General features: G+C 69.3%; 23 protein-coding genes. 11 read left to right on the plus strand and 12 right to left on the minus strand.

Features of this window, described 5'->3' with window-relative positions; genetic code table 11:
• Window positions 1–17 precede the first annotated feature (17 nt).
• The 4 genes from ACIBGM_RS32375 to ACIBGM_RS32390 are packed head-to-tail and all read right to left on the minus strand — an operon-like array spanning window position 18 to window position 3,268.
• Window positions 18–683: a response regulator gene (locus ACIBGM_RS32375; protein ID WP_396387705.1), complete on the minus strand. Its 666-nt coding sequence runs from the start codon at window positions 681–683 to the stop codon at window positions 18–20.
• Complete coding sequence (locus ACIBGM_RS32380) at window positions 680–1,804, minus strand: sensor histidine kinase (protein ID WP_396387706.1); 1,125 nt, start codon at window positions 1,802–1,804, stop codon at window positions 680–682. Before ACIBGM_RS32380 ends, ACIBGM_RS32375 begins: the two co-directional genes overlap by 4 nt.
• A gap of 16 nt (window positions 1,805–1,820) precedes the next feature.
• Window positions 1,821–2,549 carry a hypothetical protein gene (locus ACIBGM_RS32385; protein ID WP_396387707.1) on the minus strand — a complete coding sequence of 243 codons (729 nt, stop codon included), beginning with the start codon at window positions 2,547–2,549 and terminating at the stop codon, window positions 1,821–1,823.
• Window positions 2,546–3,268 carry an ABC transporter ATP-binding protein gene (locus ACIBGM_RS32390; protein WP_396387708.1) on the minus strand — a complete coding sequence of 241 codons (723 nt, stop codon included), beginning with the start codon at window positions 3,266–3,268 and terminating at the stop codon, window positions 2,546–2,548. Before ACIBGM_RS32390 ends, ACIBGM_RS32385 begins: the two co-directional genes overlap by 4 nt.
• A gap of 226 nt (window positions 3,269–3,494) precedes the next feature.
• On the opposite strand from ACIBGM_RS32390, the gene ACIBGM_RS32395 reads away from it, so the two are divergent.
• From ACIBGM_RS32395 to ACIBGM_RS32410, 4 genes are read left to right on the plus strand one after another with little or no spacing between them, the layout of a single operon-like run.
• Entirely contained in the window at window positions 3,495–4,331 is an 837-nt protein-coding gene (locus ACIBGM_RS32395; RefSeq protein ID WP_360538585.1) for an MIP/aquaporin family protein, read from the plus strand.
• Between the two features lie 39 nt (window positions 4,332–4,370).
• On the plus strand, window positions 4,371–5,888 hold the full coding sequence (glpK, locus tag ACIBGM_RS32400; RefSeq protein ID WP_360538588.1) for a glycerol kinase GlpK: 1,518 nt from the start codon (window positions 4,371–4,373) through the stop codon (window positions 5,886–5,888).
• Window positions 5,889–5,922: 34 nt separating this feature from the next.
• Entirely contained in the window at window positions 5,923–7,635 is a 1,713-nt protein-coding gene (locus tag ACIBGM_RS32405) for a glycerol-3-phosphate dehydrogenase/oxidase (RefSeq protein ID WP_396387710.1), read from the plus strand.
• 58 nt (window positions 7,636–7,693) lie between these two features.
• On the plus strand, window positions 7,694–8,404 hold the full coding sequence (locus ACIBGM_RS32410; RefSeq protein WP_396387711.1) for a hypothetical protein: 711 nt from the start codon (window positions 7,694–7,696) through the stop codon (window positions 8,402–8,404).
• Here the strand turns inward: ACIBGM_RS32410 and ACIBGM_RS32415 are convergent.
• Entirely contained in the window at window positions 8,322–8,825 is a 504-nt protein-coding gene (locus tag ACIBGM_RS32415; RefSeq protein WP_360521626.1) for a helix-turn-helix domain-containing protein, read from the minus strand. The two genes, ACIBGM_RS32410 and ACIBGM_RS32415, sit on opposite strands and share 83 nt — an antisense overlap.
• Window positions 8,826–8,878: 53 nt before the next feature.
• Here ACIBGM_RS32415 and ACIBGM_RS32420 point away from each other — a divergent pair, with 53 nt between their 5' ends.
• Window positions 8,879–9,331, plus strand: coding sequence for a nuclear transport factor 2 family protein (locus ACIBGM_RS32420; RefSeq protein ID WP_360521623.1), 453 nt, complete (start codon window positions 8,879–8,881; stop codon window positions 9,329–9,331).
• Here ACIBGM_RS32420 and glpK (ACIBGM_RS32425) read toward each other — a convergent pair.
• Genes glpK (ACIBGM_RS32425) through ACIBGM_RS32445 form a run of 5 tightly spaced genes read right to left on the minus strand, consistent with a single transcriptional unit; the run spans window position 9,328 to window position 15,838 of the window.
• Entirely contained in the window at window positions 9,328–10,845 is a 1,518-nt protein-coding gene (glpK, locus tag ACIBGM_RS32425) for a glycerol kinase GlpK (protein WP_360521620.1), read from the minus strand. The genes ACIBGM_RS32420 and glpK (ACIBGM_RS32425) overlap by 4 nt on opposite strands.
• Window positions 10,846–10,866: 21 nt before the next feature.
• Window positions 10,867–11,625, minus strand: a complete 759-nt coding sequence (locus tag ACIBGM_RS32430) for an IclR family transcriptional regulator (RefSeq protein WP_396387712.1) — start codon at window positions 11,623–11,625, stop codon at window positions 10,867–10,869.
• Between the two features lie 34 nt (window positions 11,626–11,659).
• On the minus strand, window positions 11,660–14,179 hold the full coding sequence (locus ACIBGM_RS32435) for an ABC transporter permease (RefSeq protein ID WP_396387713.1): 2,520 nt from the start codon (window positions 14,177–14,179) through the stop codon (window positions 11,660–11,662).
• Window positions 14,179–14,922 (minus strand): ABC transporter ATP-binding protein, encoded by a 744-nt coding sequence (locus ACIBGM_RS32440; protein ID WP_396387714.1) that lies wholly within the window; start codon window positions 14,920–14,922, stop codon window positions 14,179–14,181. Before ACIBGM_RS32440 ends, ACIBGM_RS32435 begins: the two co-directional genes overlap by 1 nt.
• Before the next feature lie 28 nt (window positions 14,923–14,950).
• Window positions 14,951–15,838 carry a PD-(D/E)XK nuclease family protein gene (locus ACIBGM_RS32445; RefSeq protein WP_360521609.1) on the minus strand — a complete coding sequence of 296 codons (888 nt, stop codon included), beginning with the start codon at window positions 15,836–15,838 and terminating at the stop codon, window positions 14,951–14,953.
• 206 nt (window positions 15,839–16,044) lie between these two features.
• On the opposite strand from ACIBGM_RS32445, the gene ACIBGM_RS32450 reads away from it, so the two are divergent.
• The 4 genes from ACIBGM_RS32450 (at window position 16,045) to arc (ending at window position 20,960) form a co-directional block, all read left to right on the plus strand.
• Entirely contained in the window at window positions 16,045–16,911 is an 867-nt protein-coding gene (locus tag ACIBGM_RS32450) for an intradiol ring-cleavage dioxygenase (protein WP_396387715.1), read from the plus strand.
• Between the two features lie 48 nt (window positions 16,912–16,959).
• Entirely contained in the window at window positions 16,960–18,114 is a 1,155-nt protein-coding gene (locus ACIBGM_RS32455) for a site-2 protease family protein (RefSeq protein ID WP_360521603.1), read from the plus strand.
• A gap of 50 nt (window positions 18,115–18,164) precedes the next feature.
• Window positions 18,165–19,127: a tRNA (adenine-N1)-methyltransferase gene (locus ACIBGM_RS32460; protein ID WP_360521600.1), complete on the plus strand. Its 963-nt coding sequence runs from the start codon at window positions 18,165–18,167 to the stop codon at window positions 19,125–19,127.
• Between the two features lie 87 nt (window positions 19,128–19,214).
• On the plus strand, window positions 19,215–20,960 hold the full coding sequence (gene arc / locus ACIBGM_RS32465; protein ID WP_360521597.1) for a proteasome ATPase: 1,746 nt from the start codon (window positions 19,215–19,217) through the stop codon (window positions 20,958–20,960).
• A 90-nt stretch (window positions 20,961–21,050) separates the two neighbouring features.
• Here arc and ACIBGM_RS32470 read toward each other — a convergent pair whose 3' ends face one another.
• Complete coding sequence (locus tag ACIBGM_RS32470; RefSeq protein WP_396387716.1) at window positions 21,051–21,506, minus strand: DUF3995 domain-containing protein; 456 nt, start codon at window positions 21,504–21,506, stop codon at window positions 21,051–21,053.
• 93 nt (window positions 21,507–21,599) lie between these two features.
• Between ACIBGM_RS32470 and ACIBGM_RS32475 the strand changes: the two genes are divergently transcribed.
• Complete coding sequence (locus ACIBGM_RS32475) at window positions 21,600–21,965, plus strand: hypothetical protein (RefSeq protein WP_360521591.1); 366 nt, start codon at window positions 21,600–21,602, stop codon at window positions 21,963–21,965.
• Here ACIBGM_RS32475 and ACIBGM_RS32480 read toward each other — a convergent pair.
• A complete protein-coding gene (locus ACIBGM_RS32480; protein WP_360521588.1) occupies window positions 21,962–22,477 on the minus strand; it encodes an NUDIX domain-containing protein in 516 nt (171 codons plus the stop codon). The two genes, ACIBGM_RS32475 and ACIBGM_RS32480, sit on opposite strands and share 4 nt — an antisense overlap.
• 73 nt (window positions 22,478–22,550) lie before the next feature.
• Here ACIBGM_RS32480 and dop point away from each other — a divergent pair, with 73 nt between their 5' ends.
• Window positions 22,551–24,071, plus strand: a complete 1,521-nt coding sequence (gene dop / locus ACIBGM_RS32485) for a depupylase/deamidase Dop (protein WP_360521585.1) — start codon at window positions 22,551–22,553, stop codon at window positions 24,069–24,071.
• Window positions 24,072–24,084: the final 13 nt, after the last annotated feature.

A 24,084-nucleotide genomic window follows, 5' to 3' on the forward strand; every position in this document is an offset into this window, starting at 1 on the left:
CAGACGCAACGACCACCTCAAACGGTTGGATCCGCGCCAGGGTGGATGATGCCGTGTTCGTAGGCGTGGACTATGAGTTGGGCTCGGTCGCGGAGCGTCAGTTTGGTGAGGATTCGGCTGACGTGGACCTTGACGGTGGATTCGGTGAGGTGGAGGTGGGTGGCGATCTCCTGGTTGGAGTGGCCGCGGGCTACCTGGAGGAGGACTTCGCGTTCGCGGGTGGTGAGGGTTGCGAGGGGGTCGGTGCGGGTGGGGTGCGGGAGGTGGGGCGTGAAGCGCTCGATCAGGCGGCGGGTGACCGTGGGGGCGACGGCGGCGTTGCCGGCGGCAACTGTGCGGATGCCGGCGATCAGGTCGGCGGGGAGGGCGTCCTTGAGGAGGAAGCCGGACGCGCCGGCGCGGAGGGCGGCGTACACGTACTCGTCGAGGTCGAACGTCGTCAGCACGAGCACCCGACTCTCGCAGCCGGAGTCGATGATCTGCCGGGTCGCCGCGATGCCGTCGAGGACGGGCATCCGCACATCCATGAGTACGACGTCCGGCCGGAGCGCCCGCGTCATCGACACCGCCTCCTGGCCGGTCCCGGCTTCGCCGACCACCTCGAGGTCGGATTCCTGCCCGAGGAACGCCCGGAAGCCGAGTCGCAGCAGCGATTGATCGTCGGCCAGCAACACCTTGATCACGCGTGGTCTCCCAACGGCAGTGCCGCCTCGACCCGCCAGCCCTGAGCGGTCGCGCCGGCCTGAAAGGTCCCACCCCGGGCCGCCACCCGCTCGGTCAGCCCCGCCAACCCATGCCCGCCACTCCCGGCCCCGTCCGCCGGACCGCCGCTGTCGGTCACCGCGACCGTCAAACGATTGGGCGATTGCACGAGACGGACCTCCGCGGAGGCTGTGCGCCCGGCGTGCTTGAGGGTGTTGGTGAGGGCTTCCTGGACGATGCGGTAGGCAACGAATCCGACGTCCGGCGGTACGTCCAGGCGCCCCGACGTACTGAGCTCGACCCGCAACCCGGCCTCCCGCACCTGGTCGACGAGTGCAGGCAGCGAGTCCAGCCCGGCCCGATCCGGCGCGCCATCCTCAGCCCGCAGTACGGCGACCAACCGCCGCATCTCGCCCAACGCCGACCGCCCGGTGGCCGCCGTCTGCTCGATCAGCCCGGCCGCTCGGCCGGGATCAGTGGAGATGGTCGCCGCCGCGCCATCAGCGAGTGCCACCATCACGGCCAAGTTGTGCGCGACCACGTCATGCACCTCACGCGCCACCTGACCCCGCTCAGCTGCAACCGCCATCCGCGCCTGACTGTCGAGCTCCTGCTGCAAATGCCGAGCGCGCTCCGCCGCCGCGGCCACTCGCAACCGCCACGTGACCCCGAGCAGACACCCGACCGCGAGGACCGCGCCGATCCCGGTCAACGTCTCCCACGACGCGCCGCTCGCCGCACCGGCGACGACCAGCACGACAACACTCACCACGACCCCAGGCCAGACGGCCGCCCAGCGTGCGTGCCGCGCCAACGTGTACAACGCGAACAACGGCGCGAAGATCAGAAAGACCCCGGTCACCCCGGTCAGCACACACAGCCCGACCAGTCCGAGCACCACCCAGAACACGACCACAGGCGTACGCCGACGCCACACCAAGGGCACGTGGACGGCGACGAACAGCAGCCAGGCCCACCCGACCACTCCCGAGCCGGACCCGAGCACACCGGCCGCGTCCGCGCCGCCCAGCGTCGACGGCAGGGCGATCCCGGCGACGAGCACCGCCAGGACAATGTCCTGCACCAGTGCCGACCGGCGCATCGTGATCACCCGACCTTCACACGTCCCGGCGCCGCAGTACGACGGCACCCCCCGCCAGCATCAGGATGACCCACCCGAGGACCACCAGCCCGGAGGCACCCGGCCCGAACATCGCCTCACCCGGCTCCCCGACCTGGAACATCCCCTGCAGCGCCAGCGTGGGGAAGTACGGCAACAGTGTGTGCTGCACGGACGTAGGAAGCGCACCGAGCAGCACTGGCGGCAGTACGACGAGACCGACGACGTACGCCGCGATCGACCCCGGCGTACTGCGCAGGATCGTGCCGAGCGCGAGCCCCATCAGCCCAGCCGCGATGGTGGCGCCCACCGCGCCGAACAGGGCCCGCACGATCCCCGGATCACCCAGCGAGAGCGCGTCGTCGGCGAACGCCTGGTTGGCCAGGAAGGCACCGAAGTACGCGGCGACCAGGATCGGCCCGACCGCAAAGCAGAGCAGCGCTGCCTTGGCCCACAGCACCGGCAACCGCTGCGGTACGGCGGCCAGCGTCGCCCGAATCAGCCCCGACTGATGCTCGCCCGTCATCATCAGCGCCCCCAGCACACCGACGGCCAGCGCGTACAGCAGGAATCCACCGCCGACCGCCAGCGTGGGGTCTGCCGGTCCGCTGCTGTTCGCCCCGATCAACGCGGAGAGCCCAGTGAATGCGACCGGCACTCCCGCGAGCACCAGCCAGTTCGACCGCAATGACGTCAGCTTCGTCCACTCCGACTGCAACACCTTCACAGCGCACCCCCGGCGTACTCGACGGACTCGCCGGTCATCCGCAGGTAAGCGTCCTCCAACGACTCGCCACCACGAGCCAACTGATCCACCGGTACGTCGGCCAGCAGCCGCCCGCGCCCGATCAGGACCAGCTGGTCGGCCGTCAACGCCATCTCGCTGATCAGATGTGACGACACCAGCACGGTCCGCCCCTCGGCCGCGAACGATCGCAGCAGGTTCCGCAGCCAGTGCACCCCGGCCGGGTCGAGCCCGTTCGTCGGCTCGTCCAGGATCAGCGTGGCCGGGTCGCCGAGCAGCGCGGCCGCGATGCCGAGCCGCTGCCGCATCCCGAGGGAGAAGTCGGCCGCCCGCCGACCGGCCGCCGCGCCCAGCCCGACGAGCCCGAGCACTTCCTCGACCCGGGCGGGCCGGATGCCGTGGGTCTGCGCGAGCGCGAGCAGATGCCGGTACGCCGTGCGTCCGCGCTGAATCGGGGTCGCCTCCAGCACGGCGCCGACGCGGCGGAGTGGATCCGGCAGGTCCGCGTACCGGCGGCCGTCGATCGTGGCCGTCCCGCTGGTCGGGTGGGCCAGGCCGATCACGATCCTCATGGTGGTGGTCTTGCCGGCCCCGTTCGGCCCGAGGAACCCGGTCACCCGGCCGGGCCGGATCGTCAGGTCCAGGTCGTCGACGACGGTCCGGCCGCCGTACCGCTTGGTCAGTGCTCTTGTCTCGATCATGTCTCGACGCTAAGAAGGCGGCCGGCGTCGGTCGTCCCTCTCGAGCACACCGCTCGGCGGCCCGCCGTACGGCCAAAGTCGTAGCCCAAGGCGTGCCCTGTGTGTCGCAGCCGGGCCGACGACCGGCGGCGTTCGACAATGTCGAACGACGAGCGTTGTGCCGCCTCGCGATCGCTCCTACATTCCACCCAGCCGTGGTCGTCACGGCGTGGAAGGGAGGTTCGGCATGGCTACGACGGAAACGGTCAAAGCGAGAACCCTTCTGGGGGAGTGCTCCGCGGAGTTCGCGGGCACGTTCATCCTGATCCTGTTCGGTGTCGGTGTGGTCGCCCAGGTGGTGGCCGGTGGAATCGGGGATCACGACTCGATCTCCTGGGCCTGGGGTATCGGGGTGACCATGGGCGTGTACGTGGCAGCCCGGGTCAGCGGTGCCCACATCAATCCCGCGGTGACCATCGCGCTGGCGGCCTTCCGCGGGTTCGCCTGGCGGAAGGTGCTGCCCTACATCGGTGCACAGTTCCTGGGTGCGTTCGCGGCGGCTCTGGTGGTCCGCTGGAACTACGACAAGGTCCTGGAGAAGTTCGACCCCGGCCTGACCATCAAGAGCCAGGGCGTGTTCTCGACCCTGCCGGGCAACGGCAGCGTCGAGCTCGGGGTCGGGATGTGGGGCGGCTTCCTGGACCAGATCATCGGTACGGCGATCCTGATGCTGGTCATCCTGGCCATCATCGACCTGCGCAACACCGCCCCGGCGGCGAACCTCGGCCCGTTCATCATCGGCCTGCTGGTCGTCGGGATCGGGATGGCCTGGGGGACGCTGGCGGGGTACGCGATCAACCCGGCGCGTGACTTCGGGCCGCGGCTCGCCTCCTACCTGACCGGCTACGGGGGAGCCTTCAAGGACCAGTTCGGGGATCCGTACTTCTGGGTCCCGATCGTGGGACCGATCATCGGCGCGCTCATCGGCGCGTTCCTCTACGACCTGCTGATCGGCCGGAACCTGCCGGTCAGCGACGAGGACGAGGAGCCGGGCCGGGTTCCCGAGGAGGAGAAGACGGCATGATCCAGCGCAGCACAGAGCTTTGTGAGGAGAGGACTTTCCATGGCTGACTTCGTCGGCGCCGTCGACCAGGGCACCACGAGCACCCGGTTCATGATCTTCGACCACTCCGGCAACGAGGTGGGCATCCACCAGCTGGAGCACGAGCAGATCCTGCCGCAGGCCGGCTGGGTCGAGCACAACCCGGTCGAGATCTGGGAGCGGACCAGTTCGGTGATCCGCACGGCGATGAACGCGAGGGGGCTGCAGGCGAGCGACCTGGCGGCGCTCGGCATCACCAACCAGCGCGAGACGACGGTGGTGTGGAACCGGCGGACCGGCCGCCCGTACTACAACGCGATCGTCTGGCAGGACACCCGGACCGACCGGATCGCCTCCGCGCTGGAGCGCGAGGGCAAGGGCGACGTGATCCGGCAGAAGGCGGGGCTCCCGCCGGCGACGTACTTCTCCGGCGGCAAGATCCAGTGGATCCTGGAGAACGTCGACGGCGTCCGGGAAGCGGCCGAGGCAGGTGACGCCGTGTTCGGCAACACCGACACCTGGGTGCTGTGGAACCTCACCGGCGGCACCGACGGTGGCGTCCACATCACCGACGTGACGAACGCCAGCCGGACGATGCTGATGAACCTGGAGACGCTCGACTGGGACGACGAGCTGATCTCGTTCTTCAACATCCCACGGCAGATGCTACCGGAGATCCGGCCGTCGTCGGACCCGAACAAGTACGGCGAGACGCTGGCGAACGGGCCGCTCGGCGGAGTGGTGCCGCTGACCGGTGACCTCGGTGACCAGCAGGCGGCGACCGTCGGCCAGGTCTGCTTCAACCCGGGCGAGGCCAAGAACACCTACGGCACCGGCAACTTCATGCTGCTGAACACCGGCACCGAGCTGGTCCGGTCGAAGGCCGGCCTGCTCAGCACGATGTGCTACAAGTTCGGCGACGAGGCGCCGGTCTACGCGCTCGAGGGCTCGATCGCGGTGACCGGGTCGGCGGTCCAGTGGCTGCGCGACCAGCTCGGCATCATCTCCGGCGCGAGCGAGACCGAGACGCTGGCCCGGCAGGTCGAGGACAACGGCGGGGTGTACTTCGTGCCCGCGTTCTCCGGCCTGTTCGCGCCGTACTGGCGCTCCGACGCCCGCGGCGCGATCGTCGGGCTGTCGCGATTCAACACCAACGCTCACCTGGCCCGAGCAACACTGGAAGCGATCTGCTACCAGAGCAAGGACGTCGCCGACGCCATGGAAAAGGACTCCGGTGTCACGCTGGACGTGTTGAAGGTGGACGGTGGTATCACCGCCAACGAGCTGTGCATGCAGATGCAGGCGGACATCCTCGGCGTGCCGGTGAGCAAGCCGGTCGTCGCGGAGACGACTGCGCTCGGCGCGGCGTACGCGGCCGGGCTGGCCGTCGGGTTCTGGAAGACCAAGGACGAGCTGGTCCAGAACTGGAACGAGGACAAGCGGTGGGAACCGCAGTGGTCGGACGAGCAGCGCACGAAGGGGTACGCCGGCTGGCAGAAGGCCGTCCAGCGCACCCTCGACTGGGTCGACGTCGACTGATCTGGCAACACACGGAATCGGAAGGAACAGCACAGTGGGCGCAGTGGCTCTGTCACCGCAAGCGAGGACCGAGGCCATCGACGCGATGGCCGACGGACGGGAACTGGACGTCCTGGTGATCGGTGGCGGGGTGGTCGGCACCGGCTCGGCCCTCGACGCCGCGACCCGGGGCCTGACCACCGGACTGCTGGAGGCGCGTGACTTCGCGAGCGGCACCTCCAGCCGGTCCAGCAAGCTGATGCACGGTGGTCTGCGCTACCTGGAGATGCTCGACTTCCGGCTGGTGCACGAGGCGTTGCAGGAGCGCGGGCTGCTCCTGCAACGCCTGGCGCCGCACCTGGTGAAGCCGGTGCCGTTCCTGTACCCGCTCCAGCACCGCTGGTGGGAGCGGTACTACGCGGGCGCCGGTGTCGCCCTGTACGACGGCATGGCCGTCAGCTCGGGGCACGGCGCCGGGCTGCCGATCCACCGGCACCTGACCCGGCGCGGCGCGATGCGGCTGGTGCCGAGCCTGAAGAAGTCGGCCCTGGTCGGCGCGATCCAGTACTACGACGCCCAGGTCGACGACGCCCGGCACACCATGGAGCTCGCCCGGACGGCGGCGTCGTACGGCGCTCATGTCGCGAACCGGGTCAAGGTCACCGGCTTCCTGCGGCAGGGCGAGCGGGTCACCGGGGTGCAGGCCAAGGACCTGGAGAGCGGCCGGGAGTTCGAGGTCCGGGCCAAGCAGGTCGTGAACGCGACCGGGGTGTGGACCGACGACACCCAGGCGATGGTCGGCGAGCGCGGTCAGTACCACGTCCGGGCCTCGAAGGGGATCCACCTGGTCGTCCCGAAGGACCGGATCCAGTCCAGCACCGGGATGATCCTGCGGACCGAGAAGTCCGTGCTGTTCATCATCCCGTGGGGCCGGCACTGGCTGATCGGCACCACCGACACCGACTGGAACCTGGACAAGGCACACCCGGCCGCGACCAGCAAGGACATCGAGTACCTGCTCGACCACGTGAACGCGGTACTGACCACGCCGCTGACCCGGGAGGACGTCGAGGGCGTGTTCGCCGGGCTGCGGCCGCTGCTGGCCGGCGAGTCGGAGAGCACGTCGAAGCTGTCCCGCGAGCACGTGGTCGCGCACGCGGCGCCGGGGCTCGTCGTGGTTGCCGGTGGCAAGTACACGACGTACCGGGTGATGGCCAAGGACGCGATCGACGCGGTCGCCAACGCCCTCGACGGGCGGGTGCCGATGTGCACCACCAAGAACATCCCGCTGATCGGCGCCGACGGCTACCACGCGCTCTGGAACCAGCGGCACCTGATCGCGCGGCGCTCCGGCCTGCACGTGGCCCGGATCGAGCACCTGCTGAACCGGTACGGCGCCCTGATCGACGAGGTGCTGGCGCTCGTCGAGGAGGACCCGTCGCTGGGTGAGCAGCTGCCCGGCACGCAGGACTACCTGAAGGCCGAGATCGTGTACGGCGCCAAGGCCGAGGGCGCCCGCCACCTCGACGACGTCCTGGCCCGCCGGACCCGGATCTCCATCGAGGCCTGGGACCGCGGGGTCGGCGCGGCCGAGGCCGCGGCCCGGCTGATGGCGCCGGTCCTCGGCTGGGACGAGGCGACGATCGAGCGCGAGGTGTCGTTCTACCTCCGCCGGGTCCAGTCCGAGCGCGACTCCCAGGACCAGCCCGACGACGAGTCCGCCGACAAGGTCCGCCTGGAAGCCCCGGACATCGTGTCCCCGGCCTGACCACTGGACGCTCCGGTCCTCCCCGTGGCTTACTCGGAGTGAGCCACGGGGAGGGCATATGGGGGCGGAAGCAACGAACAGGCACTGGCGGACGATGTCCGTCACCACCGGGATCGCGGGGCTGGCGGGGATCGTGCTGGTGGCCGCCAGTCAAGCGTTGCTGCTGGCCGGCGCGAGCGAGCCTGACTTCGACGCGCCGGCCGCGGAGATCGTCACCTTCTTCGAAGCGCAGAACGAGACCGCGACCGAGGCCGGGGCGTTTCTGGGTCAGCTCGCCCTGCTGGCCATCGCCTGGTTCGTGGTGGGGGTCTGGGCCGTGCTGCGGCACGCCGAGGGCGACCCGGCCTGGCGGTCCGCCGCGGCGCTGGTGTCCGGTGTCGTCTTCGTTGCGCTGGTGATGACAGGCGGCTGGCAACTGGCCACCTTCCGGCTGGCCGACGGAGTGGACCCACAGTTGGCCCGGCTGGCCTTCGACATGGGCAACCTCGGCTTCGCGAACGGCTGGCTCGCGCTCGGCAGCTTCCTGCTCGCGGCCGGCTGGATCTTCCTCACCGCCGGCTCGTTGCCGAAGTGGCTCGGCTGGCTGGCGCTGGCCGCCGCTCTTGGCTTCGTGGTCGGCCGGGCGTTCTGGACGACGGCGATCTGGCTGATTCCCTATTCGCTGTTCTGGATCTGGACCATCGCCGTCAGCGTACAGTTGCTCCGAGGACGGATGCGATCAGCGCCGTCCCAGGCGCAGTTCGACCGCCTGGGCCGGGGGATGGAGTGACCTGGTCCGCCTCGAGCGCATCGCCGCACTCCGAGCAGCAGACCGTTGCCGTCGTCACCTTTCCGCACGTGTCGTGGGTGAAGCGGATCGGTTGACCGGCCGGCGGGGTCGCATGCCGGTCGCCCCAGGCGGTCAGCGCCAGCAGGATCGGCACCAGCTCCTGCCCTGCCTCGGTCAGCTCGTAGGCGTACCGCACCGGATTCTCCTGGTACGGCGTCCGCGTGACCAGCCCACCGTCCATCAGCGTGCCGAGCCGGTCGGTGAGCAGGTTGCGGGAGACCCCGAGGTCGGTCACGAGCTGGTCGAACCGGTCGAGCCCGAGGTACAGGTCACGCAGCACGAGTGGCGTCCACCAGTCGCCGATGATCTCCAGCGACTGGGCGAGTGAGCAGTGCATCGAGCCGAAGCTGGTGTTCCGCATCTCACCATCGTAGTCAGTTGCGTCATTGAACTCACTGTCCCTAGGGTGGGGACATGTACCACCGATTTGTGGCCCAGCAAGTGCGGAAGGCGTTCGCGGAGATCAGCGCGGGCAACTGGGAGGCGATGGTGGCGGGGATGGCGCCGTCCTTCACCTACCGGTTCTACGGCGACCACGCGTTGGCCGGCGAGCGGCATACACATGACGCGTTACGGCGGTGGTGGGAGCGCTGCTTCCGGTTGTTGCCGAACACCCGGTTCGACGTCCAGGACGTGCTGGTCGCGGGCTGGCCGTGGGACACCCGGGTCGCGACCGCGGTGACCGTCGACGTCGGTGTCGCGGACGGCTCGCGCTACCAGAACGTCGTCCACCAGTTCCTCCGGATGAAGTGGGGCAAGATCACCGAGGTCCGGACGCTGGAGGACACCGCCGTCCTCCAGAAGACCCTCGACCGGCTGGCCGCTGCTGGCTTCGAGGAGGCGCACGCCGCGCCGATCACCGACTAGGAGGGGCGTTCCTCCGGGCGGATCCAGTTGAAGGTGCGCTGGACGGCGGCCTTCCAGTTCTCGTACTCGGTGGCGCGGCGGGCCGGGTCCATGTTCGGGACCCACTGGCCGGCCCGGTGCCAGTTGCTGCGCAGTCCTTCGAGGTCCGGCCAGTAGCCGACCGCGAGGCCGGCGGCGTACGCGGCGCCCAGCGAGACGGTCTCGGTGACCATCGGGCGCACCACCCGGACGTCGAGCAGGTCGGCGAGGAACTGCATCAGCAGGTTGTTCGCGGTCATCCCGCCGTCGACCTTCAGCGCGGTCAGCGCGATCCCGGAGTCGGCGTTCATCGCGTCGACCACCTCGAGGGTCTGGAACCCCGTCGCCTCGAGCACCGCCCGGGCCAGGTGGCCCTTGGTGATGTAGCCGGTGAGGCCCGCGATCACACCGCGCGCCTCGCTGCGCCAGTGCGGCGCGAACAGGCCGGAGAACGCGGGCACGATGTACGCGCCGCCGTTGTCGTCGACGGTCCGGGCCAGCGTCTCGATCTCGGCCGCGGTGTGGATCAGCCCGAGCCCGTCGCGGAACCACTGCACCAGCGACCCGGTGACCGCCATCGAGCCTTCCAGCGCGTACGACGCCGGCTCGTCGCCGATCCGGTACGCGACCGTGGTCAGCATGCCGTGCTTCGACCGGACGATCTCCTGGCCGGTGTGCAGCAGCAGGAACGACCCGGTGCCGTACGTGCATTTCGCCTCGCCGGCGCTGAAGCAGGTCTGCCCGAACAGCGCGGCCTGCTGGTCCCCGAGCGCCGCCCCGATCCGGACCCCCGGCAGCACCTCGGTCGCCGTCGCGAACACCCCGGACGACGGCCGGATCTCGGGCAGGATCGCCCGCGGTACGTCGAACGCCTGCAACAGCTCGTCGTCCCACTGCAGGGACTCGATGTTCATCAGCATCGTGCGGCTCGCGTTCGTCACGTCGGTGACGTGCAGCCCGCCGTTCGCACCGCCGGTGAAGTTCCAGATCAGCCAGGTCTCCATCGTCCCGAACAGCACCTCGCCGCGTTCGGCGCGCTCCCGCAGTCCCGGGGTGTGGTCGAGCATCCAACGGATCCGCGGCGCCGAGAAGTACGTCGTCAGCGGCAGACCGCACAGGTCCGCGAACCGGTCCGGGCCTTCGTCGCCGGCCAGTTCGGTGACGAGGCGGTCGGTCCGGGTGTCCTGCCAGACCACCGCGTGCCCGATCGGCCGGCCGGTCCGGCGGTCCCAGAGCAGGCTGGTCTCGCGCTGGTTGGTGATGCCGATGGCAACGATCTGGGACGGCTCGGCACCGATCTGCCGGACCGCCGCCGGGACCACCCGGGTCACGTTCCGCCAGATCTCGGTGGCGTCGTGCTCGACCCAGCCCGGCCGCGGAAACAGCTGCCGGTGCTCGCGCTGGGCCACCGAGACGAGTCGCCCACGCCGATCGAACAAGATGCACCGGGACGAGTTGGTCCCCTGGTCCACAGCCGCTACGTACTGCTCAGCCATGTCGCCACCCCCGTTGGACCATCAGCCGTCCTCTCGCAGGTCACGGCCGATTGCTTCGGCGGCCGCCCGCACCATGCTGACCAGGTCCGGGCGCGGTCGCAGCCGGCTGTCGCAGATCCGCTCGATCCGGCCGGTCATCCCCACCGCGCCGACCACGAGCCCGCCGAGTCCCCGGATCGGCGCCGCGATACTGGCCATCTCGACGATGTACTCCTCGGACTCGCTGGCCCACCCCTTGGCCCGGACCGCGGCGAGCTCCTCGGCCAGCCGGGCCGGGTCGACGATCGTCCGGGTCGTGTAGGCCTCCAGCTTCTGCGGCTTGGCGGCGCCGCTGGTGTCGAACGCGAGCACGGCCTTGCCGAGGGCGCAGGCGTGCGGCGGGAGCGTCGTACCGACGTCGAGGTCCTGGTCGCTGTCGTCGGGGCGGAAGACGTGGTGGACGACCACGACCTTGCCCTCGACCAGGCGGCCGACGCGGACCACCTCGCCGCTGCGGGCGGCCAGCGAGTCGGCCCAGTTGATCGCGCGGCTGCGGAGCTCGTTCGGGTCCAGGTAGGTCTCGCCGAGCCGGCCGAAGGCGTCGCTCAGGTGGTAGTGCGCCCCGCTGTGGTCCTGCTCGACGAAGCCGACCTGGTGCAGGGTCCGCAGGATCCCGTGCACGGTCGTCTTCGCGAGACCGAGTGCGTTGCCGAGATCGGCGACCCCGAGCCCGTCGGGCGCGGCCGCAAGCAGTCGCAGCACAGCGGCAGCCCGCTCGATGGACTGCACAGTGCCCGGCATTCTCGCAGGCTACCTATCAATCAGCGTCATGGCTTCACTCCGCGGCGATTGCCTGCAGCACGTCGAGGCGGGCTGCCCGGCGTGACGGCCAGACTGCAGCGAGTACGCCGACCACCCCGGCGGCGAGGACCGCGATCGCCAACTGCAGCACGGGAATGTCCAGCACACTCAGGCCGTCGTCGACCATCACCTTCTGCACCGAGGCTGCGAACACAACACCCACCGCGAGCCCCAGCAGTGCGCCGAGCAGCGTGATGGCGATCGATTCCACCCGCAGCATCCGGCTGAGCTGCGGCCGGTCCATGCCGATCGCGCGCAGCAGCCCGATCTCGCGGGTCCGCTCGATCACGCCGAGGGCGAGCGTGTTCACGATACCGAGGATCGCGATCAGGATCGCCAGCCCGAGCAGCATCCCGATCACGCCGAGCAGGACGTTCACCGGTCCGCGCGCGCTGTCGACGTACGCCTGCTGGTCGCGGACCCGGATCGTCGGGTAGTCCTTCAATCCGGCGAGGACCGCCGGGCCGACCTGGGCGGCGGTGGAGTCCGGGGCGAGGTCGACGTACAGCAGGTCGTCGGTCGGGGCTCCGCCGACGGCGTCGTACGTCGGCAGCGAGAGGACGATCGCGTTGAGCTGCCGGTTCGGGGCGAGGATGCCCGCGACGGTGAGCCGGTGCTTGCCCGTGGTCGTGGTCAGCTCGAAGGACTTGCCGGTTGAGAGCTTGAGCGTCTTGGCCATCGTCCGGGGGAGCAGCGCCTGACCTTTGCCCAGCCCGTCGAGCGAGCCGGAGTCGAGCTTTCCCGTGACCGGGCCGGCGAGTGTGCCGTCGCTGACTCCGCTGACCTGGACCGGTGTGTCGCCGACCTTGGCCTGCTGGCGGCGGACCCGGTGGACGGACTCGACGCCGGCGACCTTGGTGATCCGGTCGGCGACCTCCGGGCTGAACGGGTCCTGGCCGTCGGTGCTGACGACAAGGTCCGACGTACCGATCGCGTCGGAGATGCTCTGCTCGATGGACGCCTTGGCCGAGGCCGCGATCACGATCAGGCCGCTGATCAGGGCGACCGAGATCATCAGCGCGGACGCGGTGGCCGACGTCCGGCGCGGGTTGCGCTCGGCGTTGCGGCGTCCCAGCGTCACCGCCGCCCGGCGTCCGAACGGCAACAGCAGAGCGCGTACGGCGTACCGGCTGACGAGGGGACTGGTCATCACCATGCCGAGCAGCGTGATCGCGGCCGCGAACCCGAGCAGGACCGCGCCGGGGAGCCCGCTGGCCTGCAGGCCGATGAGGTACAGCATCAGCGCCATCAGCAGCATGAATCCGCCGATGACCAGCCGGACCAGCATGGACCGCTCGGGGAGGGCGACGTCGTCGCGCAGCGCGGCCATCGGCGGGAGCTTGCCGGCCCGTCGGGCCGCCGGGAACGCGGAGGCGGCGGTGACCCCGATGCCGATCAGGTAGCACGCGATGATCGTGGCGGCGCTGACCTGCAGTGGCGACTCGGGGATCGCGAGATCGACCCACTCGTAGAGGAACCGAATGCCGGCCGCCACCCCGATGCCGAGCAGCAAGCCGAGCGTCGAGCCGAGCACGCCGATCACCAGCGCCTCGGCGAGCACCGTCGCAGTGACCTGCCCGCGGGACGCACCGATCGCGCGCAGCATCGCGAGCTCGCGGGACCGCTGCGCGACCAGCATCGCGAACGTGTTGACGATCAGGAACGCACCGACGAACAGCGCGATCCCGGCGAACAGCATCAGCACGGTGTTGTAGCCGCCGAACGTGTCGTCGAGCGCGTTCTCGCCGTCGGCCTCGACCTGCGCCGCGGTGCGGACCTTGACGCTGTCACCGATCGCCTTCGAGATCGCCTGGCTGACGGCGTCCGGATCGGCGCCTTCGGTGAGGGACACTCCGACCGAGGTCCAGCCGGGGTCACCGAGGAGGAGTCGCTGCGCGGTCGCCGGATCGAAAGTGACCAGCGGTGCGCCGGCCGCCGGACCGCTGACGGTCGGACTGGTGATCGCCATGAGCTCGGCGGTGATCGCCTTGTTCGGGGTGATGACCCGGACCTGGTCGCCGATGCCGTAGCCGGCGCGCGATGCGGTCTGCTGGTCGAGCGCGAGCTGCGACTCACCCCACGGCGGCTTCCCTTCGAGCAGCCGGAAGGGCGTCGTACGGGCGTCGCGCGGCCAGGCCCCGCCGTACGTCGGCAGCCCGAGCGTCTCGGTGGGCTCCCCATCCGGCGCGAGGATCTGTACGTCGCTGACGAGCAGTTCGGGGTCGGCGCCGGCGACACCCGGTACGGCGGCGATCCGCTCGACCACGTCGGAACTGAACGTCACGGGCCGGCCGGACCGGATGCCGACCGGGTCGACGGGGGTGACGGTGATGGCCGCCGTACTGCCGGAGAAGTTCTTCTTCAACGCGGCCGCGAGGGTGTCGGTGAAGACCATCGCGCCGGCCGTGAACGAGATGCCGAGCAGCACCGCGACGGTGCACAGCACGAACCGCAGCCGGTGGGCGAGGACCGACCGGAGGCCGAGCTTGAGCATCAGCCGGCCGCGGCAGCGGTCGAGTCGAGCTGCTTCATCGCGTCGAGCACGGTCTCGGCGGTCGGGTCGAGCAGCTCGGAGCGCAACCGGCCGTCGGCGAGGAACAGCACCCGGTCCGCGTACGACGCCGCCGTCGGGTCATGCGTCACCATCACCACGGTCTGGCCGAAGTCACGGACCGAGCGGTGCAGGAAGTCCAGGACGTCGGCCGACGACTGGGAGTCGAGGTTGCCGGTCGGCTCGTCGGCGAACACCACGTCCGGCCGGGAGGCGAGCGCACGGGCGCAGGCGACCCGCTGCTGCTGCCCGCCGGAGAGCTCGGACGGCTTGTGGCCGAGGCGGTCCTTCAGGCCGGTCGTCCCGATCACGGTGTCGAGCCATACCTGGTCGGGTTTGCGGCCGGCCAGGTCCAGCGGGAGCGTGATGTTCTCCAGCGCGGTCAGCGTAGGGACCAGGTTGAACGCCTGGAACACGAACCCGATCCGGTCTCGGCGCAGGTGCGTCAGCTGCTTCTCGGGCAGCCGGGTGATGTCCAGGTCGCCGATCAGCACCTGCCCGTCACTCGGCTTGTCCAGGCCGGCGAGACAGTGCAGCAGCGTCGACTTGCCGGAGCCCGACGGGCCCATGATCGCGGTGAACCGGCCCTGGCCGAACTCGGCGCTCACGTCGGCCAGCGCGTCAACCTGCGTCTGGCCACCGCCGTACCGCTTCCACAACCCCACCGCCCGCACAGCCACGCTCATGCGATGAACCGTATCCGCCGAGGGTTCCTCAGCCGTCGACACCCACGAGGTCTACTCCGGCTGACTCCTGGGCGACTTCCTCGACCGATCGGGTCGGGAGTGGCGGGGGAGTGCCACCCCAGGCCGGGCAGAGTGGTTTGTGGTCGCACCACTCGCACAGCGGGCCGGGGCTCGGGCGCCAGTCGCCGGAGTCCAGCGCCCGGGTGATCGCGGTCCACAGCGCCGACACCTTGCGTTCACAAGCGCGCAAGTCCGCCTCGTCCGGGACGTAGCGGACGATCTCGCCGTTGCCGAGATAGACCAGTTGCAGCATCGCCGGGACGACGCCGCGCAGCCGCCACAGCACCAGCGCGTAGAACTTCATCTGGAACAGCGCCTTGGCCTCGAAGAACTCCGAGGGCGAGCGGCCGGTCTTGTAGTCGACCACCCGGATCTCGCCGGTCGGGGCGACGTCGAGGCGGTCGACGTACCCACGCAGGACCAACCCGGAGTCGAGCTCGGTCTCGACGTACAGCTCCCGCTCGGCCGGCTCCAGCGCGTTCGGGTCCTCGAGGGTGAAGTACTTGCCGAGCAACTGGTGCGCCTCTGCCAGCCACGAGGCCAGCTCCTCGCCGGATGCATCCTCGGCGAACAGCTCGGCCACCTCGGGCTCGTCCGCCAGGACCTGCTGCCACTGCGGCTCCAGCATCTCGGCCGCGTGCTCCAGCGTCCGCTGCCCGCGCGGCAGGTCGAACAACCGCTCCAGCACTCCGTGCACGACAGTGCCCCGGACCGCGGCGGCCGAAGGCTTCTCCGGCAGCCGGTCGATCACGCGGAACCGGTACTTGAGCGGGCAGCTCATGAAGTCCGCGGCCCGGGACGGCGACAACGCCCCGCGCGGATGCACATGCGGATCGGCTTCGACTGCGAGACTCATCCACGTCCTCGCTTCGCTCCGGGCGCGGCTGAGGCACAAGACGCGCTGTACTTGATGATGAACTCGCTCCGCTCGTTCATGTCAAAACCCTAGGCGAGAGCACCGACACTTCGCGTGCGCACCACCCCGGCCTGTGGAAAACCGTTCCCAGCAAACTCCCAGCAGGCTTTCGGAAAACCATCGGCTCCGGTTGCCACGCTGGTCTCATGACGCCACCACCGAAACCACCCCGCGAGCACGACCTGGGCCTGGAGTACGACCTCCGCACCTTGCACCGCCGTCGCTTCCTCGGCCTGTTCGCCGGCGCCGGCCTGGCTGCGGTCGCCGGCTGCGCTGCCGACAACGCGACCGACTCGACAACCAGCGGTACGACGACCACGACGACCACGTCGAGCACCCCGAGCGCGACCAGCAGCCCGACGTCCAGCGCGACCACCGGAACCACCGACGTGGACGAGATCCCCCAGGAGACGGCCGGCCCGTATCCGGGTGACGGATCGAACGGCCCGAACGTGCTCACCGAGTCCGGCATCGTCCGCAAGGACATCACCAAGTCATTCGGCTCCGCGTCCGGCGTCGCCACCGGCGTGTCGCTGACCGTCGAGCTGACCATCCTGGACGCGGCCAAGGACACCCCGCTGGCCGGTGCCGCCGTCTACCTGTGGCACTGCGATGCGGAGGGCCGTTACTCGCTCTACTCCGACGGCGTCACCAACGAGAACTACCTGCGCGGCGTCCAGGCCGCGGATGCGAACGGAAAGGTCACCTTCACCTCGATCTTCCCGGCCGCGTACATGGGCCGCTGGCCGCACATCCACTTCGAGGTCTACTCGAGCCTGTCCGAGGCCACCGCAGCCGGCAAGATCAGCGCCACCTCCCAGCTCGCCTTCCCGAAGGACGTCTGCGACACCGTCTACGCCACCGACGGATACGACGGCAGCGCGCAGAACATGCAGCAGACATCGCTCGAGGACGACAATGTGTTCGGCGACGACGACGGCGTACACCAGCTCGCGACGGTCACCGGGGACGTCAGCAGCGGGTACGTCGCCAACCTGAATGTCGGCGTTTGACCTGGGTAGGTAGCACGGAGTTACCACGAGGCAAGTAGCGTTGGGTCGATGCCAGAACCGCGTGATCCTCAGAGCCCCGCCCAGCCGGCCGGCCCGCCGCCGCCCGGTACCTGGGTACTCGGTCGTGTCCGCGGGATCCGGCTGACCATGCGGTTCACCTGGCTGCCGGTGGCGATGCTGCTGGCCGTCGGGTTCGCCGCCATCATCGGGCAGCAGTTCCCCGACCTGGGCAACTGGCGCTACCTGGCCGCGTTCGCGTTCGTGGTCGCGTTCACGCTGTCGATCCTGGTGCACGAGCTCGCGCATGCGCTGATGGCGATGCGGTTCGGCATCGGGGTGTCGGAGATCAACCTCGGCTTCTTCGCGGCCGGCACGCACATCGAGGGCGAGCGGAAGTCACCACTCGAGGAATTCGCCGTCTCCGTGGTCGGCCCGATCGCCTCGCTGGTGGTCGGCGGGCTGGCCTGGCTGGGCTCCCGCGCCGTCGACGAGGGCGTCGGGTACGTCGCGCTCTGGGAGCTCGGGATCGCCAACCTGATCGTCGGCGTGACCAACCTGCTGCCGGGCCTGCCGCTGGACGGCGGCTGGGTGCTGCGGGCGGTGGTCTGGAAGATCACCGGCAACATGCACACCGGCACGATCGTGGCCGCCTGGGCCGGCCGGATCCTGGCCATCGCGGTGCTCGCGGCGCCCGTCCTGCTCGAGGAGATCTGGGGCCGGCAGCCGTCGATGATCGACTTCCTGATCGCCCTGCTGGTCGGCTTCTTCCTCTGGATGGGGTCGACGTCGGCGCTGATGCAGGCCCGGCTGCGGCGCAAGCTGCCGGCCCTCCAGGTCCGCACGCTGGCCCGGCGCGCGATCGCCGTACACTCCGGCACGCCGATCTCGGAAGCGGTCCGGCTGGCCGGCGAGGCGCAGGCCGGGGCGGTCGTGGTGATCGACGGGGAGGGCAAGCCGCACGCGCTGGTGTCGGAGTCGGCGGTCAACGCAGTGGCGCCGAACCAGCGCCCGTGGACCAACGTCAGCGAGGTCGCGACCCGGATCGGCGCGGGCCACATCATCGGCGTCAACGACACCGGTGAGGAAATCCTCAAGACCCTGCGCGAGCACCCGTCCTCGGAGTACCTCGTCCTCGACGCCGCAGGCTCGGTGTACGGCGTGCTGGCCACCGCCGACGTGGAACGCGCCTTCCGCAGCCGGTGAGTCACCTGGGTTACGTCCCGCGGGTGACCGAAAGTTAAGGTGAGCGCCTTATGGCTGACTTGCGTGACTTCCCTGACCAGGCGTTCTCCGGGGTCCACCACGGACCGTTGCAGGCGGGCGAGTGGATCACCCTGCAGGACTCCAAGGGGCGCCGGCACTCGGTGTTCCTGGAGCGCGGGAAGATCTTCCACACCACCAAGGGCGGGATCGCGCACGACGACCTGATCGACGGCCCGGACGCGGTGGTGATCAAGTCGAAGGGCGGCGTCGAGTACCTCGCGCTGCGCCCGCTGATGGCCGACTACTCGGTCTCGATGCCGCGCGGCGCCGCGGTGATCTACCCGAAGGACACGGCGCAGATCGTGACCATGGCCGACATCTTCCCGGGCGCGAAGGTGGTCGAGGCCGGCGCCGGCTCCGGCGCGCTGACCACGGCGTTGCTGCGCGCCGTCGGGATCCACGGACAGGTCATCTCGTTCGAGCGCCGCGAAGACTTCGCCGAGGTCGCGCGCAAGAACGTGACCGGGTTCTTCGGCGGTGAGCACCCGGCCTGGCGGCTCGAGGTCGGCGACCTGGTCGAGAAGCTGAACGAGCAGGATGTCGACCGCGTCGTACTGGACATGCTGGCGCCCTGGGAGTGCGTGGACGCCGTTGCAGAGGCCCTGTCGCCCGGTGGGGTGTTCTGCGCCTACGTGGCCACCACGACGCAGCTGAGCCGGCTTGTGGAGACGCTGAGGGCCCATGGCGAGTTCACCGAGCCCCGGGCCTGGGAGTCGCTGGTGCGGGACTGGCATGTCGAGGGACTGGCCGTCCGGCCGGGCCACCGGATGCAGGGTCACACCGCGTTCCTGGTGACCGCCCGCCGGATGGCGCACGGCGTCCAGGCACCCCGCAAGAAGCGCCGCCCGGCCCCGGGAGCGTACGGCGACGACTACGCCGGACCGCGTCGCCCTGAGGGTCGCGCCGGGACTCGTGCGGAAACATCCGAAGACATGCCGAGAGCAACCGATTGATCCGCAACCGACACGTGATGGGATTCAGCTTGCTCGGTGAGGTTTTCTGGGTAAGGTCCATAGGGTCGAGCCCCACATGGTGAGGTGATGATCGTGGCTGGAGACGAGAGTCCTACCGCGGCAGAGCTGCGCAACCAGGTCAGGTACCTGGAAGCCGAGGTCGCAGCGCTGCGGCGTCGGTTGTTGGAGCACCCGGCGGACAGCCGGTCGCTCGAGAGCAGACTGTCCGAAACCCAGGCCTCCTTGGCGAGTGTCACCGCTCAGAACGAGCGGCTGGCCGAGACCCTGCGTGAGGCGCGAGAGAAGATCATCGCCCTGAAGGAGGAGGTCGACCGGCTGGCCCAACCGCCGTCCGGTTTCGGTACCTTCCTGGGCCGCAACGACGACGACACGCTGGACGTGTTCACCGGAGGCCGCAAGCTCCGGGTCGCGGCGAGCCCCTCGGTTGACCTGGACGCGCTCAAGCTCGGCCAGGAACTGATGCTGAACGAGGCGCTGAACGTGGTCGAGGCCTGCGACTTCGAGGTCGTCGGCGACGTGGTGATGCTGAAGGAGCTGCTCGCCGACGGCGAGCGGGCGCTGGTGATCGCGCAGGCGGACGAGGAGCGGGTGGTGCGGCTCGCGTCGCCGCTGCTCGACATCCCCCTGCGGGCCGGTGACTCGCTGCTGCTCGAGGCGCGGTCCGGATACGTCTACGAGAAGATCCCGAAGTCCGAGGTCGAGGAGCTGATCCTCGAAGAGGTCCCGGACATCGACTACACCCAGATCGGTGGCCTGACCGGCCAGATCGAGCAGATCCGGGACGCAGTCGAGCTGCCGTACCTGCACAAGGAGCTGTTCCTCGAGCACGAGCTCAAACCGCCGAAGGGCGTGCTGCTGTACGGTCCGCCGGGCTGTGGCAAGACGCTGATCGCCAAGGCGGTGGCGAACTCGCTGGCCAAGAAGGTGGCCGAGAAGACCGGGGTGGAGGGGCAGAAGTCGTTCTTCCTCAACATCAAGGGCCCGGAGCTGCTGAACAAGTACGTCGGCGAGACCGAGCGGCACATCCGGCTGGTCTTCCAGCGGGCCCGCGAGAAGGCCTCCGAGGGCATGCCGGTGATCGTGTTCTTCGACGAGATGGACTCGCTGTTCCGCACCCGCGGCAGCGGTGTCTCGTCCGACGTGGAGAACACCATCGTCCCGCAGCTGCTGAGCGAGATCGACGGTGTCGAGGGCCTGGAGAACGTCCTGGTCATCGGCGCCTCGAACCGTGAGGACATGATCGACCCGGCGATCCTGCGGCCGGGCCGGCTGGACGTGAAGATCAAGATCGAGCGCCCGGACGCCGAGGCGGCCCGGGACATCTTCTCGAAGTACCTGACCACCACCCTGCCGCTGCACACCGACGACCTGAGCGAGTTCGGCGGCGACAAGGGCGAGTGCGTGAACGGGATGATCCAGCGCGTCGTGGAGCGGATGTACACCGAGGCCGACGAGAACCGGTTCCTCGAGGTCACCTACGCCAACGGCGACAAGGAGGTCCTGTACTTCAAGGACTTCAACTCGGGCGCGATGATCCAGAACATCGTCGACCGGGCCAAGAAGATGGCGATCAAGGCGTTCCTGGACGACAACCAGAAGGGCCTGCGGGTGCAGCACCTGCTGCAGGCGTGCGTGGACGAGTTCAAGGAGAACGAGGACCTCCCGAACACCACGAACCCCGACGACTGGGCCCGCATCTCCGGCAAGAAGGGCGAGCGGATCGTCTACATCCGGACGCTCATCTCCGGCAAGCAGGGCACCGAGCCGGGTCGCTCCATCGACACGGCCACCAACACGGGTCAGTACCTGTAAGACCGTCGTACCGGCTGCCCCTGGACACGCACTGTCCAGGGGCAGCCGGCGTTTGGCAGGAACGTCGCCCTGAAGGTGCAGGACAGCTGATCACCGGTCGCGAGACCACCAGAGGCTGAGTGCGAAGGCGAGACCCCACAGCAGGAACCACGGATCCCAGAAGTAGGCGTGCCAGGCGAGTGCGCGCGGGTCCGACGCTTGTACGTCGGAGCGTACGACGACGATGCCGGCCAGCGTCAGGATGCCGCCGTACAGGGTCAGGACGGTAGCGGCGATCCAGCTCAGGATGCGCGGGACCCGGGGCGCGCGAACGACGTCGTACTGGAGGATCGGCGCGGCGACGGCCACGCCGGCCTTCAGTACGACGACGAGCCACAGGCCGAGGATGACGAGTGGCTCACGGGTGCGGCCCCAGCGTTCGAGGTCGCCACCGATCGTGTCGAGGAGCCAGGTGCCGCCGAGCGCCCAGTAGGCGCTGAACAGGGCGTGTCCGAGGCCAAGCATGCAGGCGGTGAACGCGGTCAAGCGAGCGGCTGTCCTGTGCACCGCCCGAGTGTGTCAGGAGGCGCTCATCAGCAGAGGGGGGAGCCCGGGTTTCCCCTGATCCCGCTCTGGGCTCGACGGGTTTACCGTTCTGGTATGGCGACGGACGAGGTGCGGAAGGACCTGCGCGCGGCGGTGGCTGCGCGGCAGGAGCTGGGCCCTGAGTACGAGGACGAGATCATCGACAGCTTCCTCGCGAAGCTGGACGCCCGCGAGGCCCAGCGCCACAGCCAGGACCTCGAGCACCGCCGAGAGGACCAGTTGCTGGAGGCAGCCGGCCTGAAGCGCCGCGAAGGGTCGGACCCCGGCGGGCTGGCGCTGGCGATTGTCTCGGTCGTCGCCGCCATCCCGATCACCGCCATCGCCGCCGACATGAGCGGCCTCCCCGGCATCCTGATCAGCTGGGCCGGCCTGGTGGGCATCAACGTCGCTTGGACCTCCGGCCGCCGCAAACCCCGCTAGGCGGGCCCTGAGGGCGCGTCCACGAGGCTCCGGACGTACGGCCCCAGCAGCGCCGTCGTGTCCGGGACGAAGGGCCACTCGTCCAGACGCCGTACGAGCTCGTCAGGGGCCATCCAGGCACCCCAGGACACCTCCTCGGGCTGGTGGGTGACCGGGCCGTCCCAGACGCACGTGTAGAGGTACGCGTGGTAGTTGGTGGACTCATCGGCGTAGTCGCCCTCCGGCAGCTTCACCAGCTCGGTGCCGGCGATCCCCAGCTCCTCGGCCAGCTCCCGTACGACGGCGTCGTACGGGTCCTCGCCAGCGGCTATGACACCACCCGCGGAGAAGTCGTAACACGCTGGGAAGACGTCCTTGGTCGCCGTCCGGCGATGCACGTAGATCTCACCGGCCGGATTCCGGACGAGCACCCCGGTGGCGGCATGGCGCAGATTGTCCCGCCGCATCACCGACCGCGGCGCCGACCCGATGACATGGTTGTCCGCTCCCAGAATCGCCACGATCTCGTCCACCCACGAAGTTTCACACGTAACCCTGTGGACACGGCAACGGCTTTAAGCGCCGGTACCGCGTAGGCTCGTTCGCATGAGTGTTCGGCGGATCATGGGGACCGAGACCGAGTTCGGTATCTCGGTCCCAGGTCAGCCCGGGGCGAACCCGATGCTGACCTCGAGCCAGGTGGTGAACGGCTACGCCCAGACGCAGCCGCTCGCGCGCAAGACCAGGTGGGACTTCGACGAGGAGCACCCACTGCGGGACGCGCGCGGGTTCGACCTGAGCCGGGAGGTGGCCGACTCCAGCCAGCTCACCGACGAGGAGACCGGCCTGGCCAACGTGATCCTCACCAACGGCGCCCGGCTGTACGTCGACCACGCCCACCCGGAGTACTCCGCGCCCGAGACCACCAACCCGCGCGACGTGGTGGTGTGGGACAAGGCCGGCGAGCTGGTGATCATGGAGGGCGCCCGGCAGGCCCGGCAGATCCCCGGCGCGCCGCCGCTGAACCTCTACAAGAACAACACCGACAACAAGGGCGCGTCGTACGGCTCGCACGAGAACTACCTCATGCGCCGCTCGACGCCGTTCGCGTCGATCGTCCGGCACCTCACACCGTTCTTCGTGAGCCGTCAGGTGGTCACCGGCGCGGGCCGGGTCGGGATCGGCCAGGACGGCACCGCGCACGGCTTCCAGATCAGCCAGCGGGCCGACTACTTCGAGGTCGAGGTCGGCCTGGAGACCACGCTGAAGCGGCCGATCATCAACACCCGCGACGAGCCGCACGCGAACCCGGATCGCTACCGCCGCCTGCACGTGATCATCGGCGACGCGAACCTGTCCGAGATCTCGACGTACCTGAAGGTCGGGACGACCAGCCTGGTGCTGTCGATGATCGAGGACGGCTGGCTGACCGACGACCTGAGCGTGGACCGCCCGGTCACCGCGCTGCACGAGATCAGCCACGACCCGTCCTGCACCCATCTGATGACGCTGAAGGACGGTCGCAAGCTGACCGCCGTACAGCTCCAGACGGAGTATCTCGAGCAGGCCCGCAAGTACGTCGAGGACAAGTACGGCGACGACGCGGACCGGCAGACCAAGGACGTGCTGCACCGCTGGGAGCAGCTGCTCGACCAGCTCGCCACCGACCCGATGAAGCTGGCCGACCAGCTGGACTGGGTCGCCAAGCTGAAGCTGCTGCAGTCCTACCGCGACCGCGACGGCCTGGAGTGGGACGACCCGAAGCTGCACCTGATCGATTTGCAGTACGCCGACCTGCGCCCGGACAAGGGTCTGTACTACAAGTTGATCAAGGCCGGCCGGATGCAGCGCCTCGTCACCGACGAGGAGATCCGGATGGCCGTCTCGCACCCGCCGACCGACACCCGCGCCTACTTCCGCGGCCGCTGCATGCAGCAGTACGCGCCGCAGGTCGCGGCCGCCTCCTGGGACTCGGTGATCTTCGACCTGCCGGGCAAGGAGTCGCTGCAGCGGATCCCGACCTTGGATCCGTTACGGGGCACCAAGGCCCATGTCGGAGCACTTTTGGACCAGTGCGACACCGCGAGTGACCTGGTTCGCACCATTACTGGGGGCGCCGCCGGGTAGGGTCGCTATTGAG

It is taken from the genome of Kribbella sp. NPDC050470 (assembly GCF_044458365.1).
In the GTDB taxonomy this organism is placed as follows: Bacteria; Actinomycetota; Actinomycetes; order Propionibacteriales; family Kribbellaceae; genus Kribbella.

What these genes read in the sequence shown, in the direction of transcription:
- ACIBGM_RS32430 (WP_396387712.1), bottom strand. Translation starts at nt 11,625, where the DNA reads ATGCCGGGCACTGTGCAGTCCATCGAGCGGGCTGCCGCTGTGCTGCGA.
- ACIBGM_RS32395 (WP_360538585.1), top strand. Translation starts at nt 3,495, where the DNA reads ATGGCTACGACGGAAACGGTCAAAGCGAGAACCCTTCTGGGGGAGTGC.
- ACIBGM_RS32455 (WP_360521603.1), top strand. Translation starts at nt 16,960, where the DNA reads ATGCCAGAACCGCGTGATCCTCAGAGCCCCGCCCAGCCGGCCGGCCCG.
- ACIBGM_RS32410 (WP_396387711.1), top strand. Translation starts at nt 7,694, where the DNA reads ATGGGGGCGGAAGCAACGAACAGGCACTGGCGGACGATGTCCGTCACC.
- glpK (WP_360538588.1), top strand. Translation starts at nt 4,371, where the DNA reads ATGGCTGACTTCGTCGGCGCCGTCGACCAGGGCACCACGAGCACCCGG.
- ACIBGM_RS32460 (WP_360521600.1), top strand. Translation starts at nt 18,165, where the DNA reads ATGGCTGACTTGCGTGACTTCCCTGACCAGGCGTTCTCCGGGGTCCAC.
- ACIBGM_RS32475 (WP_360521591.1), top strand. Translation starts at nt 21,600, where the DNA reads ATGGCGACGGACGAGGTGCGGAAGGACCTGCGCGCGGCGGTGGCTGCG.
- ACIBGM_RS32440 (WP_396387714.1), bottom strand. Translation starts at nt 14,922, where the DNA reads ATGAGCGTGGCTGTGCGGGCGGTGGGGTTGTGGAAGCGGTACGGCGGT.
- ACIBGM_RS32435 (WP_396387713.1), bottom strand. Translation starts at nt 14,179, where the DNA reads ATGCTCAAGCTCGGCCTCCGGTCGGTCCTCGCCCACCGGCTGCGGTTC.
- arc (WP_360521597.1), top strand. Translation starts at nt 19,215, where the DNA reads ATGATCGTGGCTGGAGACGAGAGTCCTACCGCGGCAGAGCTGCGCAAC.
- ACIBGM_RS32415 (WP_360521626.1), bottom strand. Translation starts at nt 8,825, where the DNA reads ATGCGGAACACCAGCTTCGGCTCGATGCACTGCTCACTCGCCCAGTCG.
- ACIBGM_RS32420 (WP_360521623.1), top strand. Translation starts at nt 8,879, where the DNA reads ATGTACCACCGATTTGTGGCCCAGCAAGTGCGGAAGGCGTTCGCGGAG.
- ACIBGM_RS32380 (WP_396387706.1), bottom strand. Translation starts at nt 1,804, where the DNA reads ATGCGCCGGTCGGCACTGGTGCAGGACATTGTCCTGGCGGTGCTCGTC.
- ACIBGM_RS32450 (WP_396387715.1), top strand. Translation starts at nt 16,045, where the DNA reads ATGACGCCACCACCGAAACCACCCCGCGAGCACGACCTGGGCCTGGAG.
- dop (WP_360521585.1), top strand. Translation starts at nt 22,551, where the DNA reads ATGAGTGTTCGGCGGATCATGGGGACCGAGACCGAGTTCGGTATCTCG.
- ACIBGM_RS32445 (WP_360521609.1), bottom strand. Translation starts at nt 15,838, where the DNA reads ATGAGTCTCGCAGTCGAAGCCGATCCGCATGTGCATCCGCGCGGGGCG.
- glpK (WP_360521620.1), bottom strand. Translation starts at nt 10,845, where the DNA reads ATGGCTGAGCAGTACGTAGCGGCTGTGGACCAGGGGACCAACTCGTCC.
- ACIBGM_RS32390 (WP_396387708.1), bottom strand. Translation starts at nt 3,268, where the DNA reads ATGATCGAGACAAGAGCACTGACCAAGCGGTACGGCGGCCGGACCGTC.